Source organism: Pseudomonas sp. SJZ078, from assembly GCF_007828255.1.
In the GTDB taxonomy this organism is placed as follows: Bacteria; Pseudomonadota; Gammaproteobacteria; order Pseudomonadales; family Pseudomonadaceae; genus Aquipseudomonas.
Genome location: NZ_VIUG01000013.1, coordinates 71,534 through 88,012, shown reverse-complemented (window position 1 = coordinate 88,012; position 16,479 = coordinate 71,534). Strand labels below are relative to the sequence as shown.

General features: G+C 61.9%; 15 protein-coding genes. 8 read left to right on the top strand and 7 right to left on the bottom strand.

The annotated features are described in order from the left end of the window. The first annotated feature begins 4 nt into the window (after window positions 1–4). The 6 genes from FBY02_RS14055 to ureC all read left to right on the top strand — a co-directional run bounded on the left by FBY02_RS14055 (window position 5) and on the right by ureC (window position 4,529). Entirely contained in the window at window positions 5–847 is an 843-nt protein-coding gene (locus tag FBY02_RS14055; protein WP_144928496.1) for an urease accessory protein UreD, read from the top strand. Between the two features lie 151 nt (window positions 848–998). Further along, window positions 999–1,301 carry an urease subunit gamma gene (ureA, locus tag FBY02_RS14050; protein WP_003197350.1) on the top strand — a complete coding sequence of 101 codons (303 nt, stop codon included), beginning with the start codon at window positions 999–1,001 and terminating at the stop codon, window positions 1,299–1,301. A gap of 9 nt (window positions 1,302–1,310) precedes the next feature. Continuing rightward, window positions 1,311–1,844, top strand: a complete 534-nt coding sequence (locus tag FBY02_RS14045) for a GNAT family N-acetyltransferase (protein ID WP_144928494.1) — start codon at window positions 1,311–1,313, stop codon at window positions 1,842–1,844. Between the two features lie 7 nt (window positions 1,845–1,851). After that, window positions 1,852–2,385: an N-acetyltransferase gene (locus tag FBY02_RS14040; RefSeq protein WP_144928492.1), complete on the top strand. Its 534-nt coding sequence runs from the start codon at window positions 1,852–1,854 to the stop codon at window positions 2,383–2,385. Beyond that, complete coding sequence (locus FBY02_RS14035; RefSeq protein WP_144928490.1) at window positions 2,382–2,687, top strand: urease subunit beta; 306 nt, start codon at window positions 2,382–2,384, stop codon at window positions 2,685–2,687. Before FBY02_RS14040 ends, FBY02_RS14035 begins: the two co-directional genes overlap by 4 nt. A 141-nt stretch (window positions 2,688–2,828) precedes the next feature. Then, on the top strand, window positions 2,829–4,529 hold the full coding sequence (gene ureC, locus FBY02_RS14030; protein ID WP_144928489.1) for an urease subunit alpha: 1,701 nt from the start codon (window positions 2,829–2,831) through the stop codon (window positions 4,527–4,529). Window positions 4,530–4,620: 91 nt separating this feature from the next. Here the strand turns inward: ureC and FBY02_RS14025 are convergent, their stop codons facing one another. The 3 genes from FBY02_RS14025 to FBY02_RS14015 all read right to left on the bottom strand — a co-directional run bounded on the left by FBY02_RS14025 (window position 4,621) and on the right by FBY02_RS14015 (window position 11,047). Further along, window positions 4,621–9,654: an NEL-type E3 ubiquitin ligase domain-containing protein gene (locus FBY02_RS14025; protein ID WP_256662539.1), complete on the bottom strand. Its 5,034-nt coding sequence runs from the start codon at window positions 9,652–9,654 to the stop codon at window positions 4,621–4,623. A gap of 102 nt (window positions 9,655–9,756) precedes the next feature. Continuing rightward, window positions 9,757–10,056, bottom strand: coding sequence for a chaperone modulator CbpM (locus FBY02_RS14020; RefSeq protein ID WP_144928487.1), 300 nt, complete (start codon window positions 10,054–10,056; stop codon window positions 9,757–9,759). Window positions 10,057–10,108: 52 nt separating this feature from the next. After that, the gene (locus FBY02_RS14015) at window positions 10,109–11,047 is read right to left on the bottom strand and encodes a DnaJ C-terminal domain-containing protein (protein WP_144928485.1); all 939 of its coding nucleotides are present in this window, start codon (window positions 11,045–11,047) and stop codon (window positions 10,109–10,111) included. A 295-nt stretch (window positions 11,048–11,342) separates the two neighbouring features. Between FBY02_RS14015 and FBY02_RS14010 the strand changes: the two genes are divergently transcribed. Continuing rightward, complete coding sequence (locus FBY02_RS14010; RefSeq protein WP_144928483.1) at window positions 11,343–12,608, top strand: Hsp70 family protein; 1,266 nt, start codon at window positions 11,343–11,345, stop codon at window positions 12,606–12,608. A 51-nt stretch (window positions 12,609–12,659) separates the two neighbouring features. Here FBY02_RS14010 and FBY02_RS14005 read toward each other — a convergent pair whose 3' ends face one another. The 4 genes from FBY02_RS14005 to FBY02_RS13990 form a co-directional block, all read right to left on the bottom strand. Further along, window positions 12,660–12,989, bottom strand: a complete 330-nt coding sequence (locus FBY02_RS14005; protein ID WP_144928481.1) for a co-chaperone YbbN — start codon at window positions 12,987–12,989, stop codon at window positions 12,660–12,662. Between the two features lie 114 nt (window positions 12,990–13,103). Next, window positions 13,104–14,117, bottom strand: coding sequence for an AI-2E family transporter (locus FBY02_RS14000; protein ID WP_144928479.1), 1,014 nt, complete (start codon window positions 14,115–14,117; stop codon window positions 13,104–13,106). 133 nt (window positions 14,118–14,250) lie between these two features. Continuing rightward, window positions 14,251–14,547 (bottom strand): PsiF family protein, encoded by a 297-nt coding sequence (locus tag FBY02_RS13995; protein WP_144928477.1) that lies wholly within the window; start codon window positions 14,545–14,547, stop codon window positions 14,251–14,253. A 239-nt stretch (window positions 14,548–14,786) separates the two neighbouring features. Continuing rightward, window positions 14,787–15,677 (bottom strand): triacylglycerol lipase, encoded by an 891-nt coding sequence (locus FBY02_RS13990; RefSeq protein WP_144928475.1) that lies wholly within the window; start codon window positions 15,675–15,677, stop codon window positions 14,787–14,789. Between the two features lie 187 nt (window positions 15,678–15,864). On the opposite strand from FBY02_RS13990, the gene FBY02_RS13985 reads away from it, so the two are divergent. Then, a complete protein-coding gene (locus FBY02_RS13985) occupies window positions 15,865–16,395 on the top strand; it encodes a bacterioferritin (protein ID WP_144928473.1) in 531 nt (176 codons plus the stop codon). The last annotated feature ends 84 nt before the right edge of the window (window positions 16,396–16,479 follow it).

The following is a 16,479-nucleotide window of genomic DNA, read 5'->3' as shown; positions in this document are numbered from 1 at the left end:
AATCATGAATCTACCTCTCTCTGTACCTGCCCTGTTCACGCCCTGCTGGCACGCCGAGCTGGAATTGGCTTATGCCCGCTTCAGCGACAGCACGCGCCCGGTACAGCGCCGCCATAAAGGCCCGCTGCGGGTGCAAAAGCATTTGTACGCCGAAGGGCCCGAGGTGTGCCAACACATCATCGTCCACCCGCCCGGTGGCATTGCTGGCGGTGACCGGTTGGCGATCTCGGCTCACGTCGGTTCCGGCGCCTGGGCACAACTGACCAGCCCCGGCGCGGCCAAGTGGTACCGCGCTGCCGGCCCGGCGTACCAACAGCTGACCCTGAGCGTGGCACCCGGCGCGACCCTGGAATGGCTGCCACAGGAAACCATCGTCTTCAGCGCGGCCCAGGCCGAACTCAGCACCAGCATCGACCTGCACGGCGATGGCCGGCTCTTCTACTGGGACGTGGTTGCCCTGGGCCGGCCCGCCAGCGGCGAGCGCTTTGACCTGGGACACTTTCAATCGCGGCTGGATATTCGCCGCGACGGCCAACTGCTGTGGCATGAGCGCCAGCGCATTGTCGGCGACGACGGACTGCTCGACTCGCCAATCGGCCTGGGCGGCGACCCGGTATTCGCAACGCTGCTGGTGACCGGCGAGATCGACAGCGCGCTGCTGGAACGGTGTCGTTCCCTGGGCCATGCCGTGCGTGGGGACCTGACGCAGTTGCCTGGTCTGGTGGTGGCGCGGTGTCTGGCGAGCGAGGCGTTGCTGGCGCGGGGATGGTTGATTGAATTGTGGCGACTGCTGCGCCCGGCGGTGCTGGGGCGAGAAGCGGTGCCACCTCGGATCTGGAGTACCTGAATTGCTTTTCTGTGGGAGCGGGCTTGCTCGCGAATACGGGCTCACATCAAACAGTTGAGTTGGCTGACACACCGTCTTCGCGAGCAAGCCCGCTCCCACAGAGGTACATGTTTTTAGCCCAATTTATTTATCTGCCCTTTATGGATGACACATGGACCTGACCCCACGCGAAAAAGACAAACTGCTGATCTTCACCGCCGGCCTCGTCGCCGAACGACGGTTGGCCCGTGGCTTGAAACTCAATTACCCGGAGGCCATGGCCTACATTTCCGCGGCCCTGCTCGAAGGCGCCCGGGACGGTCAGACCGTGGCCGAGTTGATGCATTACGGCACCACCCTACTGAGTCGCGAACAGGTGATGGAAGGCATCCCGGAAATGATCCCGGAGATTCAGGTCGAAGCGACATTTCCCGACGGCACCAAACTGGTCACCGTCCATCAACCCATCGCCTGAGGCCACGCCATGACTGCCCACGTTCGTGATGCCCACGCCACAGACTTGCCGGCGATCCGCGAGATCTACAACGACGCCGTCCTCAACACCACGGCGATCTGGAACGAACAAGCCGTGGACCTGGGCAATCGCCAAACCTGGTTCAGCGCCCGGCAGACCCAGGGCTACCCGGTGCTGGTGGCCGTCGACGCCGAAGACAACGTGCTGGGCTACGCTTCGTTCGGCGACTGGCGGCCGTTCGACGGCTTCCGCCACACCGTGGAGCATTCGGTGTACGTGCGCAGCGATCAACGCGGCAATGGCCTTGGTCCGCTGCTGATGGCCGCGCTGATCGAACGTGCCAGGGCCTGCGATAAACACGTCATGGTCGCGGCCATCGAAAGTGGCAACGCGGCCTCGATTCGCCTGCACGAGCGGGCCGGTTTCGTGATCACCGGGCAGATGCCCGAGGTGGGGACCAAGTTCGGCCGCTGGCTGGACCTGACCTTCATGCAGTTGAACCTCAACCCCGGGGCCTTGCCGCCTGCCATCAACCAGGAGTGAAAAGCCAATGAACGCTGCCCAGTTGCGTCGAGTCCACGCCGAAAGCTTTGCGCATTACCGCCAGGGCCTGATCGATCTGTTGCTCGACGCCGTGGGGTACGGCGCCAGCGTCGGTTTCATGGCCGATCTGGATGCGGTCCAGGCCCGCGCCTATTTCGACGAAGTCCAGGCCAGCCTCAACCAGGGCCACCTGCTGCTGTGGGTGGTGGTCAAGGATGAACAGGTACTGGCCAGCGTCCAGCTTGCCCTGTGCCAGAAACCCAACGGCCTCAACCGCGCCGAAGTGCAGAAGCTGTTGGTGCGGGGCGACGCCCGCCGACGGGGCCTGGGCCAGCAATTGATGAGCGCCCTGGAGCTCGGCGCCCGCCACCACAAGCGTGGCCTGTTGTACCTCGACACCGAGGCCGGTTCCGAGGCCGAGGCCTTCTACCGCGCCATGGGCTACACCCGCGTCGGTGAACTGCCCGACTACTGCCAGAGCCCGGACGGGACCTACACCCCGACCGCCATCTACTACAAGCTTTTGGGACAACCACAATGACTCCAGGGCAATACCAGGTCCAGCCCGGCGACATCGAACTCAACGTCGGTCGCCGCACGCTCACGCTGAACGTCGCCAACAGCGGCGACCGGCCGATCCAGGTCGGCTCGCACTATCACTTCTTCGAAACCAACGACGCCCTGACCTTCGACCGCGTCGCCAGCCGCGGCATGCGCCTGAACATCCCGGCCGGCACCGCCGTGCGCTTCGAACCGGGGCAGAGCCGGGAAGTCGAGCTTGTCGAACTGGCTGGGTTGCGGCGGGTGTTCGGGTTTGCCGGGCGGGTGATGGGCGATCTTTAAGTCATAGGGTGTCTGCACTGACCCTTTCGCGAGCAAGCCCGCTCCCACAGGTGCCCACATTCCAGTGTGGGAGCGGGCTTGCTCGCGAACTGTGAGCGACAGCGAACAGCCTCAAACTCAATTGAATTCCAAGGCGAGCACATGAAGATTTCAAGACAAGCCTACGCCGACATGTTCGGCCCCACCGTCGGCGACAAGGTCCGCCTGGCCGATACCGAGCTGTGGCTCGAAGTGGAAAAGGACTTCACCACCTACGGTGAAGAAGTGAAATTCGGCGGCGGCAAGGTGATTCGCGACGGCATGGGCCAGGGCCAACTGTTGGCCGCCGAGGTCGTCGACACCTTGATCACCAACGCGCTGATCATCGACCACTGGGGCATCGTCAAGGCCGATGTCGGCCTCAAGGACGGGCGCATCGCCGCCATCGGCAAGGCCGGCAACCCGGACATCCAACCCGATGTGACCATCGCCATCGGCGCCAGCACCGAAGTGATTGCCGGCGAAGGCATGATCCTAACGGCTGGCGGTGTCGACACCCACATCCACTTCATCTGCCCACAGCAGATCGAAGAGGCCTTGATGAGCGGCGTCACCACCATGATCGGTGGCGGCACGGGGCCGGCTACCGGGACCAACGCCACCACCTGCACCTCCGGCCCGTGGCACCTGGCGCGCATGCTCCAGGCCGCCGACGCCTTCCCGATGAACATCGGCCTCACCGGCAAGGGCAACGCCAGCCTGCCGGAGCCCTTGATCGAACAGGTCAAGGCCGGCGCCATCGGTCTGAAGCTGCACGAAGACTGGGGCACCACCCCGGCAGCCATCGACAACTGCCTGAACGTGGCCGACCAGTACGACGTGCAGGTGGCGATCCACACCGACACCCTCAACGAATCCGGCTTCGTGGAAACCACCCTGGGCGCCTTCAAGGGGCGCACCATCCATACCTATCACACCGAAGGCGCCGGTGGCGGTCATGCGCCGGACATCATCAAGGCCTGTGGTTTCCCTAACGTGTTACCCAGCTCCACCAACCCGACCCGACCGTTCACCCGCAACACCATCGACGAACACCTGGACATGCTGATGGTCTGTCACCACCTGGACCCGAGCATCGCCGAAGACGTGGCGTTCGCCGAAAGCCGTATCCGCCGCGAAACCATCGCGGCCGAAGACATCCTCCATGACCTCGGCGCGTTTTCGATGATCAGTTCCGACAGCCAGGCCATGGGCCGCGTCGGTGAGGTCATCCTCCGCACTTGGCAAACCGCAGACAAGATGAAGAAACAACGCGGCGCCCTGCCCGGCGACGGCGAAGGCAACGACAACTTCCGCATCAAGCGCTACATCGCCAAATACACCATCAACCCGGCGATCACCCATGGCATCAGCCATGAAGTGGGCTCCATCGAAGTAGGCAAGTGGGCCGACCTGGTGCTGTGGCGCCCGGCGTTCTTCGGCGTCAAGCCGACGCTGATCCTCAAGGGCGGAGCGATTGCCGCGAGCCTGATGGGCGACGCCAACGCCTCGATTCCGACACCGCAACCGGTGCACTACCGACCGATGTTCGCAAGTTTCGGCGGCTCGCGGCATGCCACCAGCCTGACCTTCATCAGCCAGGCGGCCGCCGAGGCGGGGTTGCCGGAACAACTGGGGCTTAAGAAACGAGTCGCCGTGGTCAAAGGCTGCCGCGACGTGCGCAAGACCGACCTGATCCACAACGACTACCTGCCGAGCATCGACGTCGATCCGCAGACTTACCAGGTCAAGGCCGATGGCGTGTTGCTGTGGTGCGAACCGGCCGACGTGCTGCCGATGGCACAACGTTATTTCCTGTTTTGAACCGGTGCAGTTCTTGTGCTGTTCCCGTGGCGAAGGAGCTTGCGCCCTCGCCACGGGTTTTCATTGCCTGAGCTGACCCGGCCGGGTCAGCTCACAGGTCGGTACTTCCCGGCAACTGCTCCAGCTCGGTTCGCGTCAACGACTGGACCAGCTCCGCTTCCTTGATCCGGTGTTGCAGGCCCAACGCCTCTGACTGGCTGACGTAGTCGGCTTCCTTCAGGGTCCCGGCCGCCTTCGCTTCATCCAGCTCGATCTGGTGGGCGATAAGGGTGTCGTTCAGCGCCTGGAAGGATGGCCCGTGCTGTTGCTTCAAATAATCGATCCAGAAATCCCGGCCCACCAGCGACTGGAACTGCCGGGATGAATCGTCCAGATCCAGGATCTGATTGGCGGCGGCCTCGAGCATTTCAGGCGTGACATCCGCCAGCGCGAGAAAAGCCCCACCCTCGGGTTGCCCCGGTAGTTCCAGTCGATCCTTGAGCCCCACCCGGTAAGCCAGACGGACCTCGACCTCTTCTATCAGTACCAGGTTTTCGCGCTTTTCATCCTCGGTCAGGTCGGTGCGGGCATTGATCGCGTCACGGCGCCGCTGGATATCCTGCAGGGCAATACGCTCTACCTCATCGAGGCGAAACAGCCCCTTGGCCAGGTGGACCAGTGCTGCTGCCTCATCCTTTCCAACCGCCAAGGCCCTCGCGTTGTGGATCATCAAGCGGATTTCCAGATAGCTGAACGACAAGGCTGCGCGATCTTCACAGGCCGGTTGGCCGGCCAGGTCGAACAGTTCATGACGCAAGTCGGTGGCGTTGCCCATCGCCTCGAGCATCTGCCAGACGCGGGCCTGGAGGTCCGGATAATCTTCCAGCCCCTGGTAAGAATTAGCCAACCGATGCAACAACTCAAAAAACTCTCCCGAGTGCTGCTCATCCGCCAGGCTTTGCCACAAGGCTCTTTTGTCCGCCAGTTGGCTCTCAGGCATGTCGCGCAGCCATTGCTGCATATTCGACGACTCAATCGGCGCTGAAAACCCAAACGCATCGGGCAAACGCAGGACGACCCATTCAGGACGCGTTCGCAAGACCATCGCCCAATAATCACGCATGCGCTGCTGGACCCCCTCGCTCAACGGGTTGCCCTGCAACAACGTCACGCGATTCAGACGTGCAGTGGCATGGGCACGCTCGGCGGGCGGGTCGAGCAGGTGGTCCGGTACCTGGGTCAAGCCGTTGTCGCGCAAGTCGATCAGCTCCAGCGGTTGATCGCGCAGGCCAGAGGGCCAGGCAGTGATCCCGGTGTTCTTCAGGTGCAATCGTTCCAGCTCAGGCAGCCTGCTGAAGTCCGGCAGGCGCAGCAGCAAGTTGTTATCCAGGTCGAGGGTTTTCAGCCGGCCAAGGCTTTGCAGGACTTCAACGCCACGCCGTGTCAGGCCGATCTGGTTATTCGCCAGCCTAAGCGTCTCCAGATTTTCCATCCCCTCCAGGGATCCGGGAATATTCATCAGCCTGTTCCTGGACATTTCCAAGCGTTTGAGGGAGGAGAATGCGCTGAGGAAGCTGTCGCAATAGTCCAGCGTCAAGCCCATGTCAGACATCTTGAGCACACCCACATGACTGAAGTCCGCCATCAGTTGCGGCAATGCGCCGATGTTCAATCCGCTCAAATCAAGCTCATACCCAAGCCTGCGGCCATCGGCCCCTACAACGACCCGGGTCTGACGCCGCCAGCATCGCTCGATGTGTTCGGCCGCTATCTCTCTGACCCCCGTCGGTACTTGCCCACGTTGATTACCCTCGTAACGCCATCCAAAGCTAGCAACCCAGCGGGCCAGATCCTGACGTAGCATTTTCAACTCGACTTTACGTCGCTTGAGTTCCCTCACCGCGCCATTGCCCAATGATCTCAGCAGCGCCTCGGTCTGCTGCGCCGTGTAGCTCGGGTACAGCTCCAGCACCCGACTCTCCGGCGACCGGCCCAGGCGCAACCAATCCCGCAATCCACCCAAGGGGTAACCGACTTTGCCCGAAGCCAGGCGCATCGGCGATTGGAAGGCCGGCTTGAGCGCCGGCATCTTCAAGCGGCTCGCCAGCGTATCCCGGTCCACTGGCGAAGCACCGATGGCTTTTTTCAACAGGTCGCCGTGATGGACCGAGGGGCGAGCCATGGCCCGGCGTTCGGCATCCGGCAGGGCGTGCTGTAAGGCATCGAAGACACTGCCCCAATGGCTCAACTCGTTGCCGCTGTCGTCAAAGGCCTGGTAGACGTCATCGTCCTTGACCACGACCTTGGTCTGCGTCGCATTTTGTGGCCCGATACTATCGATCAAGGCGCCGGACACACCGGCCTCGCGCAACTCGATGCGCACCGTGTCGCTCCACCCAGGCAAGGTTTTCAGGGTCGCTAACACCAATCGCGGCGTGTCCGCCGTGGCCAACGCATCCTGATACAGCCCCTCGTAGGCTCGGTTCAAACGCACCCTGCGCTGATAGTGGCGCAGCTCTTCGGCGATGCGCAGCGGGATGGGCTTGGTCTGGCTGGCCTCGTCGAAATCCCAGGCGGCCATTTGCTGCAACTCCTCGGTACAGGCCAGGGTGATGATCTGCTCGATCGCTTTTACCGGAACCGAGGGGAAACGGGACTTGATCAGCGTGACATGGGGGTCACCTCTCGTCTCGCCCGAGGCGTAATAATCGTTGAGCAACTGCACCTTTTCATTGACCGCCGCTTCGGCGAGTGCCCGACGCAGGTGCCGGACGCGAGCATCCATATTGGTTTTCGCAATCGACGGGCTCGCCGTGGCCAACAGATCGGCACCTGCGGCATCCACCGCTTCGATCAGGTTTTTCAACAGCGAAGACGTGCGGATCTTCTCCTCGGTAAGGCTGGCTTCCTGAAAGGGGGTCTCGCCTTCCGAGGGCCGGATGTACTCCCAGCGTGTCCCGCCGGCGCCGTCGACGACCTTCAGCTTCAGCCCTCTTGGCCACGGGCCGTATTGGGTCAGCAGGTGCAATGTCGGCTCGGCCAGCTCCTGGCGCAGCGGCTCCTCGCTTTGCAGTTGCCCGATGAACGTGTCGATTTGTCGGCAGAGGCCGAAGCGCTCCAGGGTGTCGGCCAGCAACGCCGGCACCGGCTCGCCCTCGACATGCACCCGTCGTAGCACGTCCTGTGGGGTCGCGCTGGCCAGGCGGATCTGCTCCAGTTCGGTATCGCTGAAGTCCTTGACGCTATGGCCCAGGCGTCTCATCAGCCTCGGGCCTTCCCAGGTACGCGGCTGCTCCAGTTCATGGTGCCAGGCGCCATTGCCGTTATGCGTCAACTCGGGCTGGTAGGCCTGCGCACGGGAAGGATGACGAATGCGATAGCGAAGGGTCTGAGGGTCCTGCTGCACTTCGTAATGCTGATCACCCAGCGGCAGGACCTGCCGGGTACCGACCCGATACAGGCCTTGGGTATCCGGGGTCGAAGCCTCGGGAGGCGTCAGTTCGCTCTGGTAGACACTCAGGTCGGGACGCCATAGACGCGGTTCGCCGTTGGCCAATTGAACCGGCTCCAACTGATCCACCGCGCCCGACCAGCGAATGTGCGGCAACACCGCCGCGCCGGTGGCGACGAAGGCCGTGTTGAGGGCCACGCTGGAAAAATGCGCCCACATTTCCCGGGTCTCGCCGCGCTCGAACGCTTCAATGCCCTCGAAGGCCTCGTTGAACATCTGCACGGCGCCGACCGTCAACATCAGCGGACCCAGCCCCGGCACGACAAACGCCGCCAGGTTGAATACATCGACCACCGCGTCCAGGTAACTGTCCAGGCGTGCCAGGCGGGCTTTACGGTCTTCATCGCCGGTAGGCACCGCCACCGCACGCGCGTCAGCCTGGATCTTCTCGATCTGCCGCAGGCTTAGCGAGCGCCACAGATCGCCGGGAATCGGCACCGTACCCATGGGCAGGTTGCGCAGCGACGATTTGAGTGGGTAATCGGCCTGGTCATCGGCCGTCGGGGAGATTTGATAGAGGTGTTTGAACTGCCGGAAAAACACCCCTTGCTGACGCAGCGGCACGAAACGGCTGAAGAAACGGCGGTAGGCGCTACCGTGCAGGCGTCGCCGCAGTTCAGCCATGAAGTCGGCGCTGGAGGCATAGGCCTTCAGGGGATGCTCGGGATCACCCGGAAGGTAGGCCACGACCGGTACCACCCGGCGACTGTTCTCAAGGTCGGGGCCGATCAACAGCGGGCCGACCAGGTCGATGTCGAACACTTTCAAGGAGCTGAAGGTCACGGCCTGACCATCGAGGGTGACATTTCTGGCCCCCTCGATCACCTGCTGCAACATCGAGTAAACCGCCGGGCTGATGTCGGCCTTGGCTCGGGCGATCTGGATGTTCAGCGCCAGGCCCTGTCTGTGATGCTCCTCCAGTGAATGATCCAGCGGGTTGGGCGCCTTGCTGTCGTCGGAACGCAAGACCGTGTTGATGTGCTCCTGATACTGGCGCCCCAGATCCAGGGTACGGCACAACTTGACGAAGGCATGCGGGGCAATCGGCAACGCCCCTGCGCGAACGGCATCGATGGAAGGCATCACTGCGCCGCCCTGGGACGACAGCACCGTAGTAATGAGGCTGCAATCGGCACAGGCGGACTTGCGCGCTTCCTCTGGCGCGAAATTGGCCAGCGCCGCCTCCAGCAATGACGTGCCGCGGTACTCGTAGCGATCAAAGTAGCCGCCCTCGCTGTCCAGGACCAGCGCCCCAAAAAAGTCATCGCGGGTCTTGCGCCCGTATTTGCGGACGAAATACACCTCGTTGACGTTCAACGCGAGCTTGAACTCATCCAGAATCGCCTGCTTGAGCAAGGGTTCGGCAAAGGCGCGGATGTCCTGGATATTGCCCAGCCGGTTGTCGACCTGGTTCAGACGCTCGCGGTAGCGCGAATGGCTGTCCTTGAGGCTGCGCCAAAGCTCGGGGGAGGCTTTGGCATACCAGTCCGGAGTTCCAGCGGGTGGTCGCTCAGCTCCTGCTGACGTTGCACGATGGCCCCGCTGTACCAGCCGGGAATACGGGTTTTGAGCAGGTCCAGATGCTCGCCTTGGGGAATGGCGAGACGAGGGGTGAAGCCTGGCATATCGGGTCATCCTTGACGATGAAAAACCCGAGCCTAACCAGTGTGCCGTCGAGACGTGCGGTAACTATTTATTGCCTTTTCGACAAGACATTACGGATACGAAGCGCCACGATCAGTCCACCCAACGGCCCAATTGCTGGCGCAGCCGACGATTCTCGGCCCGCAGTTGCTGGACTTCTTCCAGCAGGTCCAGCGCCAGGGCGACGCCTTCCCATTCCAGCTCCAGCTCGCGGCGCAGCTTGTCGGCGCGACGGGCCAGGAGCAGTTCGTAGTCGGTGAAACGCCAGTCCGTCGGGGCGGCGCCGTGGGGCTCGAGGATGCCATGGGCGACGATTTCGATCACATGGACATCCTGCAGCGCGGCGGCCTCGCAGAACTCCGTCAGGTTCAGTTCAATGATCGGGTTGTTCATGATCTGCTTCTCCCAATGCCTTGACAGTGCAGGGCTGGCAAAGGCCCCGCCGTCAGAAATTCTCCCGTGGATCGAAGGCAGCTTTCTTCGCCAGCTCCGCCCACAATGCCTTGACCGCCTCGTCGCTGGACTTGGGCATCACGGCCTTGAGTTGAACGAACAGATAGCCGCGCTCACCGGCCTTGTTGCGCAGGCCATGGCCCTTGGCGCGCATGCGCTGGCCGTTCTGGCTGCCGGCCGGGACCTTGAGGTTGATCTTGCCGGTGAGGGTCGGGACGGCCACCTCGGTGCCCAGTGCCAACTCCCAGGGTGCCAGCGGCAGGGTGATGATCAGGTCCTGGCCTTCGACATCGAACTTGGGGTGGGGGGCAAAGCGAATGGTCAGGTACAAGTCACCATTGGCCCCGCCACCGATACCCGGCGCGCCCTGGCCCTTGAGGCGGATCCGCTCGCCGTCGGTCACGCCAAGGGGGATCTTCACGTTCAGGCTTTTGCTGGTGTTGCTGACGTGCTGGCCCGCGCCGTTGTATTGCGGCACTTGGTAGCTGACTTTTTTCGACTCGGTCGAGAGGGTTTCTTCCAGGAAGATCGGTAATTCCAGTTCCACGTCCTGCCCCCGCCGGCCGGCGCTGCGACCTGAATGTCCGCCGCCGAAACCCGGCCCGCGATTGCCGAAGATCGAACTGAAGAAGTCCGAAAAGTCCCCGGTGTCCTGACCGCCGAAACCGCCGCGGCTCTGCCAGCCCGGTGGCCCCTGGAACGGCTGGCCGTGCTGGCCATATCGACGCAGATCGTCGTATTCGGCGCGTTTGTCGGCGCTTTTCAGCGCTTCATAGGCTTCGGAGACATCCTTGAATTTGGTCTCGGCGTCCTTTTCCTTGCTGACATCCGGGTGGTATTTGCGCGCCAGTTTGCGATAGGCGGCCTTGATCGTGCTGTCGTCAGCCGTCGGCTCCACACCCAGGATCTTGTAATAGTCTTTGAAGTCCATCTAAGCATCACCATCCGTTATCGATGTCGCACCGCCGTTCACAGCATGCCCGGTTGACCGGGCACCGGGTTGATCCATCTCATGATTGGGACCGGGCGGCGCTTCAGAAGTTTATCGGCAACCGATGGCGGTTCTTGTGTCCGCCCTGTGGCTGCCAGTCTCATGCCGACAAGTTTGGGGGTCCAATGGTGTCTTTCAAGGCCGACGAGTACGAATTAGCGGATAACCGGCCTTCGAATCCGCGCCGCACTGGCATACACTGCGCGGCCGTTTTTTCGACCGGAACCTGAACGACATGAAAAACGCATCCCCGGCCCGTGCCTGCGGCATCGACTTCGGCACGTCCAACTCCACCGTCGGCTGGCTGCGCCCCGGCATGGAAACGCTGATCGCGCTGGAGGACGACAAGATCACCCTGCCCTCGGTGGTTTTTTTCAATCTGGAGGAACGCCGTCCGGTCTACGGCCGACTGGCCCTGCACGAGTACCTGGAAGGCTACGAAGGCCGGCTGATGCGCTCGCTCAAGAGCCTGCTGGGCTCCAAGCTGATCAAGCACGACACCAGCGTGTTGGGCACGGCCATGCCCTTCAAGGATCTGCTGGGGTTGTTCATCGGCCAGTTGAAGAAACGCGCCGAAGCCACCGCCGGTCGGGAATTCGAAGAAGTGGTATTGGGGCGCCCGGTGTTTTTCGTCGACGACGATGAAATGGCCGACCAGGAAGCGGAAAACACCCTGGTGGACGTCGCCCGCGCCATCGGCTTCAAGGAAGTTTCGTTCCAGTACGAGCCCATCGCGGCGGCCTTCGATTATGAATCGACCATCGAGAAAGAAGAGCTGGTGCTGATCGTCGACATTGGCGGCGGTACTTCGGACTTCTCCCTGGTGCGCCTCTCCCCCGAGCGCCGCACCCATGACAACCGCCACGCCGACATCCTCGCCACGGGCGGCGTGCACATCGGCGGGACGGACTTCGACAAGCAACTGAGCCTGCAGGGGCTGATGCCGCTGTTCGGCTATGGCAGCCGTATGAAAAGCGGCGCCTACATGCCCACCAGCCACCACATGAACCTGGCGACCTGGCACACCATCAACGCGGTGTACGCGCAGAAATCCACCCTGGCGCTGAGCAGCATGCGCTACGACATCGAAGACACCGGCGGCATCGACCGGCTGTTCAAGTTGATCGAACAACGTGCCGGTCATTGGCTGGCGATGGAAGTGGAAGAAACCAAGATCCAGCTGACCCACGCCGACCAGCGCCATGTGGCCCTGGACCGGATCGAGCCGGGCTTGAGCGTGGACCTGAGCCGGGCATTGTTCGAATCAGCTATCGACGGCCTGCTGGAGCGGGTCCGCGCCAGCGTCACGCAACTGCTCGGTGACGCCAACGTCGGCGTCGATCAGGTCGACACCGTGTTCTTCACCGGCGGTTCCAGTGGCATCCCGGCCCTGCGCAACAGCGTCTCGGCCATGCTGCCCCAGGCGCGGCATGTGGAAGGCAACATCTTCGGGAGCATCGGCAGCGGGTTGGCGATCGAGGCGATGAAGCGCTATGGCTGATGCCCGGAGTCGCTTCGTGACCTGCCACGAGGCGACTCCCCGCCCTCATGTTCAGGCAAGTTCTTCGACCCAGGTCTTGAAGACGCCTTCGTATTTATAAAAGCCGACAACCGTGCGTTCCAATTCACCGTCCTTGAAGAACAACGTCGTGGGTGCGGACTGGACATCGTAGTCCGGGTTTTTTTCGACGCTGCCCTCCTTTTCGAAAGCTTTCTCGAGAAAGGTAATCCGGCCGGCGTTTGACCTGGCGGCCTCCTCCAGGCTTTCGGTCATGCTGTCGGAGCTTTTCTTGCCTTTCGTGCCAAACAGCACGATCACCGGTAGCGTTGATTTGAGGACCAGTTCTTCGAAATTGGTCGTGACGACAGTTTTCAAAGTCATGATGCAGCTCCCAGAGGCTCGCTGCGAAGCGGATTCTTCGCTCAAAGAGCTAAGCAATCCCGGTGTCCGCCATCTACTGTCAGAAATAACAGTGCGGATAAACGGACATGACGTTCAAACCATCCCGATCTGTTTCAGCTCACTCTTGAGATACGCATAGTAAATCGGCCCCGCCACCACTCCCGGCAACCCGAATGCGGCTTCGAATACCAGCATCGCCATGAGCAGCTCCCAGGACTTGGCGCTGATCTGTCCACCGACGATGCGGGCGTTGAGGAAGTATTCGAGCTTATGGATCACGATCAGGTACCCCAGCGCCGCCACGGCCACCCAGATCGACAGCGACAGGCCGACGATGGTAATCAGGGTGTTGGACATCAGGTTGCCGATGACCGGCAGCAACCCCAGCAGGAAGGTCATCACGATCAGGGTCTTGGTCAGCGGCAGCTTGATGCCGAACAGCGGCAGCACCACCGCCAGGAAAATCCCGGTGAAGAAGGTGTTGAGCAGGGAAATCTTGATCTGCGCAAAGACGATGTTGCGAAACGCCTTGACCAACAGGTTCAGGCGATCGAACAGTGCAGCGGCCAGGGGCTTGCGCTTGGTCAGGTCGGGAACGCGCTGCAAGGCAATGATTGCCCCCAGCACCATGCCGATCAGCAATGTCACGAACATGTGGGCCGCGTCCTTGCCCACCAGTTGCAGGTCGCTCAGGTGCTTGCTCATCCAGTCGCCGATGGCCACCCGGAATTCCGCGGCGCTGGCCGGCAGGTAAGCGTCGATGAAAGGGGGCAACTGCCCACGGGCGCGGTCGACCACGGCCATGAACTTGTCCAGGGATGCACCGGGGTTCTCCGCCTCATGCAGCAGGAAACTGATTGCTCCGGCGAAGATCAGCGACAGGACACTCACCACCAGGGTGCCGAGCAACGCCACCGCGAGCCAACGGGCACGTCGGCCCTCGATCAATCGCTGCAATTGCGGAGTGAGCATGTTGACCAGCTCGAACACCAGCAGCCCGGCCAGCAGGCTTGGCAACAGGCGCAGCGGCAATACCAGCAACAACCCACCAAAAATGATCACCCAACTGATCACCAACAACACATGACGCTGAGAAAACGTTGGCATACAGCCTCAGAGCAAAAACGGCGTGAAAGGATCGGCAGTCTGCCAGCCTTCCGCTGGCAGCACTAGGGATAGTATCGGCCGACTTTCGTCGGGGTTCAGGGGGTTTTGCACAAGCTCGCGACAGGCACAGCCCTTATTTGTTCTTCAGGCAATCACTCATGAACGCTTTACGCTCATCGCCCTTGAGCGCCTTGGTGGTCGCGTCGGCATTGCAGGTCTTCATACGCTCCTGCGGCGTTCCCCCCCGCACTTCTGGCGGCTTGGTCCGCAGGCACGTGCTCATGAAGGCCTTGCGCTCATCGCCCTTGAGTGACTTGGCGGTGGCGTCGGCGTTGCAGGTGGTCATCTTGGTCTGTTGCGCCGTCGCAGCGAAGCCTTGGGAGCACGCCAGCAAACCGATCAGCAACAACGGGACACGCAGCATTTTCATGGGGTTTCTCCTGATTACCGCCCGAAGGTATGGCGATGTGTTGCAGTGTAGACAAACCCTGTTACACCTTCCTCAGCTGAAAAAAAGACTGTTCCCAAGGCAGGTTTTTTTAGCGCCGTGCAGATTGCTTTCGCGAGCAAGCCCGCTCCCACAGTCGACCTGATTGTGCCAGGAAGAACTCGGTCGACTGTGGGACCGGCTTGTTCGCGAAGAACGATTACGCGGTGTTCCTGGATGACCTAAACCCCAGCCACCTTCAAGCGCTGCGCATGCTCGACAAACAACCGGATCGGCTCGGCCCCCTTGCCCACCAGCCCCAGGGACTGATTGACGATGTCGAAGTGGTCAAGCGGATAGTCATCGCCGATGACCGTACCCAAGTGGGAACTGAAGCGTCCGACCATGCCATCGCACTGTCCCGCCTCGCGCAGGAACGTCCGGGCGAACAGGCGGCAGCTGCGATTCGTGCCGTCGAAGAGGTTGCGCCCCTTGTCGGTCTTGCCGGGTTGCAGGATCCCGGACCAGGAGTAATAACGCACGCCGTCGACCTCTTCAGCCCCCTGCCCGCCCCAGGTTTCAGGCAGCCCCTGTGGATAACGCTCATTGAAGCGCGCCACCCCGGCAGTAGTGAGGGATTCATGGGAAGCATGGAGGTCCACCGGCAGCTTCGGCCCGCGATAGCCGGTTTCGAGCAGGCTCATCACCACGTTGATCAACCGCAGCACGGCGCTGAGCATGCGCCCCTTGGCACTGTTCGGCGGGTAGTGGGCCAGCAGGTAGTCGGCCAGTTCGGAACCGTGGTTGGGGCCGGCCACCGACGTGACGGAAGCCACCAGATCCGGGCGCATGGCAGCCGCATAGCGGGCGCTGAGGGCACCCTGGCTATGACCGATCAGGTTGACCTTCGGCGCGCCGGTCTCGCGCAGGACCTCCTCGATCCGCGCCAGCAGTTGCTCGCCGCGCACCTCGGACGAATGCAGCGGCGAAACCTTCACCGCCACCACCACCGCGCCCCCCCGGCGCAGCGCCGAAACAATCCCATACCAGTATGGATACAGCACCAGGCGGATGAACCCGAGCATGCCCGGGACCAGCACCAGCGGGTAACGAGTGGCGCAGCGTTGCGACATACGGACGTCCTTGTGATCGATGATGGGGTTGAGAACCAGTCTAGGCGACCTTCATGACGCCTGATCACCCGTGTAGGAGCGGGCACATTCCATAAAACTTTTGCCTCGCTCATCACTCCCAACCTTGTAAGCGATCGCGCCTAGAGAGCGTGACGCCCCCAACCGGATCAGCCTCCAGGAGAACGAGATGAGCGACATGCACTTATCCGATGTGACGACCCTGCGCGAACGGGCGCGGCAGAACGTACAGAACGGCGCGGTGACCGAGGGCTACAACGCCGATCGACAGGAAGTCGTGCGCCTGCTCAACGAAGCACTGGCCACGGAGCTGGTGTGCGTGCTGCGCTACAAGCGCCACTACTTCATGGCCACCGGCCTCAAAGCCAGCGTGGCGGCCAGCGAATTCCTCGAACATGCCAACCAGGAGGCCGAACATGCCGACAAACTGGCCGAGCGCATCGTGCAATTGGGCGGCGAGCCGGAATTCAACCCCGACCTGTTGACTCGTAACTCCCACGCCCAGTACGTGGCAGGAAACACCCTCAAGGAAATGGTTTACGAAGACCTGGTGGCCGAGCGGATCGCCATCGACAGCTACCGGGAAATCATCCAGTACATAGGTGATAAAGACCCGACCACCCGGCGTATCTTCGAGGACATCCTGGCCCAGGAAGAAGAGCATGCCGATGACATGGCCGATATCCTCGCTGATTTGTAGCCCTTAACGACCCCTTCGCGAGCAAGCCCGCTCCCACAGGTGACCGCGTTCCTTCTGAATGAACGCGGTCACCTGTGGGAGCGG